4 protein-coding genes, 1 tRNA gene and 1 pseudogene are annotated in these 6,268 nt (G+C 56.6%); 3 read left to right on the forward strand and 3 right to left on the reverse strand.

Translation table 11 applies throughout. The annotated features are described in order from the left end of the window. Positions 1–170: 170 nt before the first annotated feature. Positions 171–1,868, reverse strand: coding sequence for a 30S ribosomal protein S1 (gene rpsA, locus ACOVRA_RS05505; protein WP_421719424.1), 1,698 nt, complete (start codon positions 1,866–1,868; stop codon positions 171–173). Positions 1,869–2,029: 161 nt separating this feature from the next. After that, positions 2,030–2,662 (reverse strand): (d)CMP kinase, encoded by a 633-nt coding sequence (gene cmk / locus ACOVRA_RS05510; RefSeq protein ID WP_290802602.1) that lies wholly within the window; start codon positions 2,660–2,662, stop codon positions 2,030–2,032. A gap of 176 nt (positions 2,663–2,838) precedes the next feature. Between cmk and aroA the strand changes: the two genes are divergently transcribed. From aroA to ACOVRA_RS05525, 3 genes are all read left to right on the forward strand, one after another. After that, positions 2,839–4,140: a 3-phosphoshikimate 1-carboxyvinyltransferase gene (aroA, locus tag ACOVRA_RS05515; RefSeq protein WP_421719425.1), complete on the forward strand. Its 1,302-nt coding sequence runs from the start codon at positions 2,839–2,841 to the stop codon at positions 4,138–4,140. Between the two features lie 77 nt (positions 4,141–4,217). Next, the gene (locus ACOVRA_RS05520; protein WP_298227094.1) at positions 4,218–4,766 is read left to right on the forward strand and encodes a TIGR02300 family protein; all 549 of its coding nucleotides are present in this window, start codon (positions 4,218–4,220) and stop codon (positions 4,764–4,766) included. A gap of 268 nt (positions 4,767–5,034) precedes the next feature. Continuing rightward, positions 5,035–5,110 (forward strand) — tRNA-Ala (locus tag ACOVRA_RS05525). Positions 5,111–5,255: 145 nt separating this feature from the next. Here the strand turns inward: ACOVRA_RS05525 and ACOVRA_RS05530 are convergent. After that, positions 5,256–6,268: pseudogene (locus ACOVRA_RS05530) on the reverse strand (hypothetical protein); the annotation flags it as partial.

Consider the following 6,268-nt stretch of genomic DNA (forward strand, 5'->3'; position numbering starts at 1 on the left):
GCCCCCCAGTTAAACTTTATTGCGACCATATAACAGCAAAAAACCACTTATGCGCAAGCCTTCTTAAGGAAATTTGTCTTTGACCGAAAACAAAAAAGGCCAGAGCAACGCTCTGGCCTTTCTTAAAAGCTGCATTTGCTTGGGGTGATCTTGGATCACCACAATCAAGTTTAGTCGTTTTGTTCCTTCTGACGCAGTGCTGCGCCAAGGATATCGCCCAAAGATGCGCCGGAGTCGGACGATCCGAATTGGCTAATGGCTTCTTTTTCTTCAGCCATTTCAAGCGCCTTGATCGAAACCGAGACTTTACGCGTTGCTTTGTCGATTGCCGTCACGACGGCATCAACGCGGTCACCGACAGCATAGCGTTCTGGACGCTGTTCTGCACGATCACGCGAGATGTCCGACTTGCGAACAAAAGCTTTCATGATGTTGTCTGGACCGATCGAGACTTCGATACCGCCCGAAGCAATTTCGGTCACGGTGCAAGTCACGGTTTGGCCGCGCTTCAAGGTCTCGGTTGCAAATGGATCAGACGAGACTTGTTTGATGCCGAGCGAAATACGCTCTTTCTCAACGTCCACATCGAGAACCTTGGCTTCGACCATGTCGCCGCGCTTGTAGTTCTTGATGGCTTCTTCGCCAGCTTGGTTCCAGTCGATGTCCGACATGTGAACCATGCCGTCCAACTCTTCATTGACGCCCACGAACAGACCGAATTCGGTGATGTTCTTGATTTCGCCAGTGAGCGTCGAGCCAACTGGGAATTCCGTGACAAACGCATCCCAAGGATTGGGTTGAGCTTGCTTCATGCCCAGCGAGATGCGGCGCTTGTCGCCATCCACATCGATCACGATCACGTCGACTGGATCGCCTGGATTGACGATCTTGGAAGGATGCAAGTTTTTCTTGGTCCAAGACATTTCGGACACGTGGACCAAGCCTTCAACGCCAGATTCCAGTTCCACGAACGCACCATAATCGGTGATGTTGGTGATGACGCCCGAACAACGTGCACCAACTGGATATTTGGCTTCAGCACCATCCCAAGGATCGGACAGCAATTGCTTCATGCCCAAGGAGATACGCTGGGTGTCTGGGTTGATCTTGACGATCTGAACTTGAACCGTGTCGCCCACGTTCAGCACTTGGCTTGGGTGGCTGATACGCTTCCAGCTCATGTCGGTAACGTGCAACAGACCGTCGACGCCGCCCAAGTCCACGAACGCACCGTAATCGGTGATGTTCTTGACAACGCCGTCGCGGATTTCGCCTTCGGCCAGACCGGCAACGATCTCGGTGCGGGCTTCCGCACGGTCGAGTTCGAGGATCGAACGACGCGAAACAACGATGTTGCCACGTGGGCGATCCATTTTCAGGATGCAGAAAGGCTGGACGATATTCATCAAAGGACCGACGTCGCGCACGGGGCGGATGTCGACTTGCGAACCTGGCAAGAAGGCGTTTGCGCCACCGAGGTCAACCGTGAAGCCACCCTTCACGCGGCCAACAATCGCACCATCAACCGACTCGCCGGTTGCAAACAGCTTCTCAAGACGGCCCCAAGCCTCTTCACGGCGGGCCTTCTCGCGGCTGACAACGGCTTCACCAAGCGCGTTCTCAATCCGGTCGAGGTAAACTTCAACAGTGTCATTGACCTTCAAGGACGAACCTTCAAGACCAAATTCGCGCACTGGAATGCGGCCTTCGGTCTTCAAACCAATGTCGACCAGAACGAAATCGTTTTCGATCGAGACAACGGTTGCGGAAATGACTTTGCCTTCGGTCAAGCCACCACGGGCACCAAAGGATTCTTCTAGTAGTGCCGAGAAATCGTCCCGGCTCGGGTTAAGGAGCATGTCGCTCATGTGTGTATCAGTCTCCGAATAGATGAAAGCAGGCCTGCCGGTTGGCTCCGGCGGTCTTGCCCGAAAGGTCCTGCGGCCTTCGGGCCTCGCGTCTTACAACGCATCATTTTAGCATGTTAAACGTGGATCACACGATTGTTGGAATTTCGAGGAAAGCTTGTCTAGCTTTTGGCCAAACGCACCTGTTCCACGATCAATCGGGCTTTATCCACAGCCGCCTCTATACTCAGACCAGTCGTATCGAGCAAGTGGGAGTCTTCAGCGGGCCGTAAAGGGGCGTCAGCACGCCCTGAATCTCGGGCGTCTCGTTCGAGGGTTTGGGCCAACATCGTCTCAAAGGAGATAACTTCCCCGAGGGCTTCCAGTTCCATCTGGCGGCGCCGCGCGCGCTCTTCTGGGCTGGCCGAGACATACAGCTTGATGTCGGCTTCAGGGCATACCACCGTGCCAATATCGCGGCCATCGAGGACAGCCCCACCGGTTTGCAAAGCAAAATTGCGTTGAAGGTCGAACAAAGCTTGCCGCACAGCTTGGTTGGCCGCTACCACGGAAGCCGCCGCACCGACTTGGGCGGTGCGCAAATCTGCATCCTCAATCCCGTCCATCGACAAGTTCCGCGCCACCTCAGCTGCGGTATCAGCATCCTGCGGTGCGTGACCAGCAGACAGGAGACGATAGGCCACGCCCCGATAGAGCTTGCCTGTGTCCATATGAGGCAGGCCATAAAGCGCAGCCAATGCCTTAGAGATTGTACCCTTTCCAGCAGCCAAGGGGCCATCGACAGCAATAATCATATGTAGGGTGCCCGTTGGCTAGGAATTGGGGTGCTTGGTTTCCGGCGTGGTCCTATCAAGCTTGTCCGCTGCTGCCAAACAGCAAATGCAACCCGATGAGCCTGAACTCGCTTTAGCAAAGCACGCATGCCGCAATGCGCCTTTATTTTGTGTGCCCACGACTTTAAGAAGCGCTTATGGAAACCTTGTTCATCCCCAGCTTCAAAGCCCCTGCCCGCGGCACCGTGACGGTTCCAGGTTCCAAGAGCATTAATAATCGGGCCTTGCTGCTGGCGGCTCTAGCACAAGGCCAATCAGTTTTGACTGGCGCGCTCGACAGTGACGACACGCGGATTTTCGCCAGTTGCCTGAACGCTTTGGGCTTTGACGTCTCCCACGATCCAGAGGCAGCAACCTTCGAAGTCGCGGGTTGTGGCGGTCAATTACCCGCGCCCAAAGGCGGGGCAGCAGACTTATTCGTCGGCAATGCGGGCACAGCCGCCCGCTTCCTGCTCGCTTTAAGCGCCCTTGGCCTAGCCCCTGTAAGGTTTGACGGGGTGGCCGCCATGCGCAAGCGGCCGATGGGCGACTTATTAGATGTCTTAAAGGCCCAAGGCGCTGAAATCAGCTTTGAAGGCACGCCGGGCCACTTCCCGCTAAGCCTTGTGGGCTCTGGCCTTCCTGGTGGCCGTCTAGAGTTGGACCCGCAGCGTTCTAGCCAACAGGTCAGCGCCGCCTTGATGGTCGCCCCCTTTGCCAATGCGGATACCGACCTTGTGCTGACCGGCCCGATCGTTTCTGAACCCTATATCGCCATGACCATCGACATGATGGCCGATTGGGGCGTTGAAGTTGAGCGACCAGAGCCGCAGAGATTGCGGGTGGCCGCCGGCCAAACCTATCAAGCCAAAGCGCGCTATCAGGTAGAGCCTGATGCGTCGAGCGCGTCCTATTTCTTTGCCGCTGCCGCCGTCACCGGCGGGCGCGTGACCGTCCCCGGGCTGTCGCGGCAAGCGCTGCAAGGCGATGCGCTCTTTGTCGATGCCTTGGCCGGCATGGGCGCGAAGGTGGAAGAAAGTGCTGACGGCCTGACCGTGACCGGCCCCGCCCAACTCCACGGCCTTGAGATCAATATGAATGCGATCTCCGACACAGCACCCACGCTCGCCGCCATCGCTTCGAATGCGTCCAGCCCCGTCCTGATTACCGGAGTTGAGCACATGCGCTGGAAGGAGACTGACCGGGTAAAGGCCATGGCCACCCAATTGCGCGCCATGGGTGCGGATTTGGACGAACGCCAAGACGGCCTGCTAATCCGGCCTGCCAAACTCCAGCCTGCTCAAGTCGCCACTTATGACGACCACCGTATGGCGATGTCGCTGGCGATTGCGGGTTTGGCCAATGAAGGGGTAACGATTGAGGACCCTGCCTGTACCTCGAAAACTTTCCCCACTTTCTTCGATGTTTTGGGCCAGTTGCGCGCGCAATCTTCTGCCTAAATACATTGGACTGCAGCATAGGTTTTGACAGCGTCCCTCTAACGTGGCAAGCGCTGCGCCCTTAGATTACCTTCCCAATGTGGCGATCGGCCAGTGGAGCCCCAACAGTGCCTAAAATTGACCTTGGCGAAAAACAATTGTGCCCCGCCTGCGGCGCAAAATTTTATGACTTACACAAGCGGCCTGCAGAGTGCCCCAAGTGTGCAAATGTGTTTGATCCCGATGATGAGGCCGTCAAAGCCCGTCGCGCCAAAGCACGTCTGACCGCGTTCGATCCCAAGTTGGCTGCGGCCGCGGAAGAAGACGACGAAGACGCACCCGCAAAAGTCATCGATCCCGATATGGACGAGGACGAAATGGAGCATGAAGAAGTCACGGCAGAGCTCGATGCAGCCGCCGTCGATCAAGCCCCACTCGAACTCGATGACGATGAAGAATCCGACCCGATCAACCAAGGCACCGGCGGCGCAGATGTGCCCGAAGGCTTCTCTGAGCAGGAATTGGACGATGATGATCCAACCGCCGGCGATGATGAAGTGCCGTTCTTGGAAGATGACGAAGACCTAATCGACGACGATCTGGGCGATATCCCTGGTCCAGACGATGATGACGTCGACCCCCGCTAAGACCTAAAGCCCGCGCTGCCTGCGCCGGCGCGCAGCGATTGAAAAAGGCCTGCCCTCACCGCTTTATGTGGCTAGGGCAGGCCTTTTGCGTTTCTGACACCTCTATTGCGGGAAATGCAGGCTGGTGGCGATCGCGCACGCCGCTTGCTGCAGCGCCGCTGCGACGCCCGTCTTGATCCCCTCCGCCGAGACGTCTATACGCGGCGCTCTTGTGGGTTCGGTGGAGCCCACAACTCGATCCGTTTGGACCAAAACATCCAAACCAGATGGGGCCATAGCTCAGTTGGTAGAGCGCTTGAATGGCATTCAAGAGGTCAGGGGTTCGACTCCCCTTGGCTCCACCATTAAAACAAGGGGTTAGCGGATCGAAGCGCCCCGGAAAAAAGTTGCCGATACCGTATCGATACCAACTAAACGCAATTCGCGGGCATCAGTTGGCAACAGTTTTGCGCCTTTTTGATATGCAGTTTTACTGCTTTTTGTTTTGCTTTAGCGCTCAAGCCCTGCGCCAATCACATGACCCATGGCCAGTTCCTGCCCGCTGCTGACAGGAGCAATCGCAATCCCGACCCCGCGATCGATAACAGTCTGCTGGCCTAAGGACGTCGTGATGGTGCCAATTACAACACCCTCGCTTAGGCCTTGCGAGATTGCCCGGCCCGGAATGCCCAGCTCCTTCTCGAGCGCATGAGCAACGTCAGCATCGCGCAGCTTTGCCCAAGCGTCAGGCTTGAAGCCGATGCCTTCGCCTTGGCAAATACCGTAACCCTTGCTGATCAGGAATTCGGCACGTGCCCCAAGATCTGGATCACCACGCAAGCCACCCGCGTCTTTGTCGCCTCGAAGCTGGCCCAACCGCGCTAGCTCGACATCGTGAGGCGTGAGACGGTCTAGGTTTAGAGCGCCCCGCTTGAAGTTGGTTTGACCCTGCTGAGCCGCTTGGTCCTTTTGCGATGTTAGAGCCGCACCGACCCGCTTCTCTTCCCAATGCGAACGCATGATATCTTGCGACTTCTGCAGGGCGTCTAAGCGAGCCTTCAAATCAGCCGCAAAGGAAACCCCGCGATTAGACTTATTCGCCAGTCCAAGGCTCTCCAAATGCCCTACACGGGCGCGCACAAGCGCTCCTACGGTGTCGCGACGCCCAAGCTCCGCCTTAGGCAAAAGCCCGTCATGGCTCTTGGCAAGGGCTGTTAGCCGGATATCGATATCAGTCCAGCGATTGGCTGTACTTCGGTTGAATAGACCTCTCTCTGCGTCGCTGCGGCTACTGTCCCCTAGAACGGCTTGAGCCTGCTCCTGCGCGCGTTCTCGTAGGCCGTGACTGACATACGATCTGGGTAAAACAAGATCTTGGCCATTGGCCCTTTTGCCCCGCATCATGACGTGTGAATGGGGCTGATCCGTATCATAATGGTTGACCGCCACCCACTCCAGATTCGGCTCCTTGAGATCGAGACTGACCTTCTCCATTACGCCCTTCACATAGGCGTCCATGTCCT

Origin of the sequence: Aquidulcibacter sp. (assembly GCF_049239865.1) — a bacterium.
Taxonomy (GTDB): Bacteria; Pseudomonadota; Alphaproteobacteria; order Caulobacterales; family Aquidulcibacteraceae; genus Aquidulcibacter.

Excerpts from the sequence above, each read along its gene's own strand:
- ACOVRA_RS05520 (WP_298227094.1), top strand. The coding sequence starts at position 4,218 with ATGTGGCGATCGGCCAGTGGAGCCCCAACAGTGCCTAAAATTGACCTT.
- cmk (WP_290802602.1), bottom strand. The coding sequence starts at position 2,662 with ATGATTATTGCTGTCGATGGCCCCTTGGCTGCTGGAAAGGGTACAATC.
- aroA (WP_421719425.1), top strand. The coding sequence starts at position 2,839 with ATGGAAACCTTGTTCATCCCCAGCTTCAAAGCCCCTGCCCGCGGCACC.
- rpsA (WP_421719424.1), bottom strand. The coding sequence starts at position 1,868 with ATGAGCGACATGCTCCTTAACCCGAGCCGGGACGATTTCTCGGCACTA.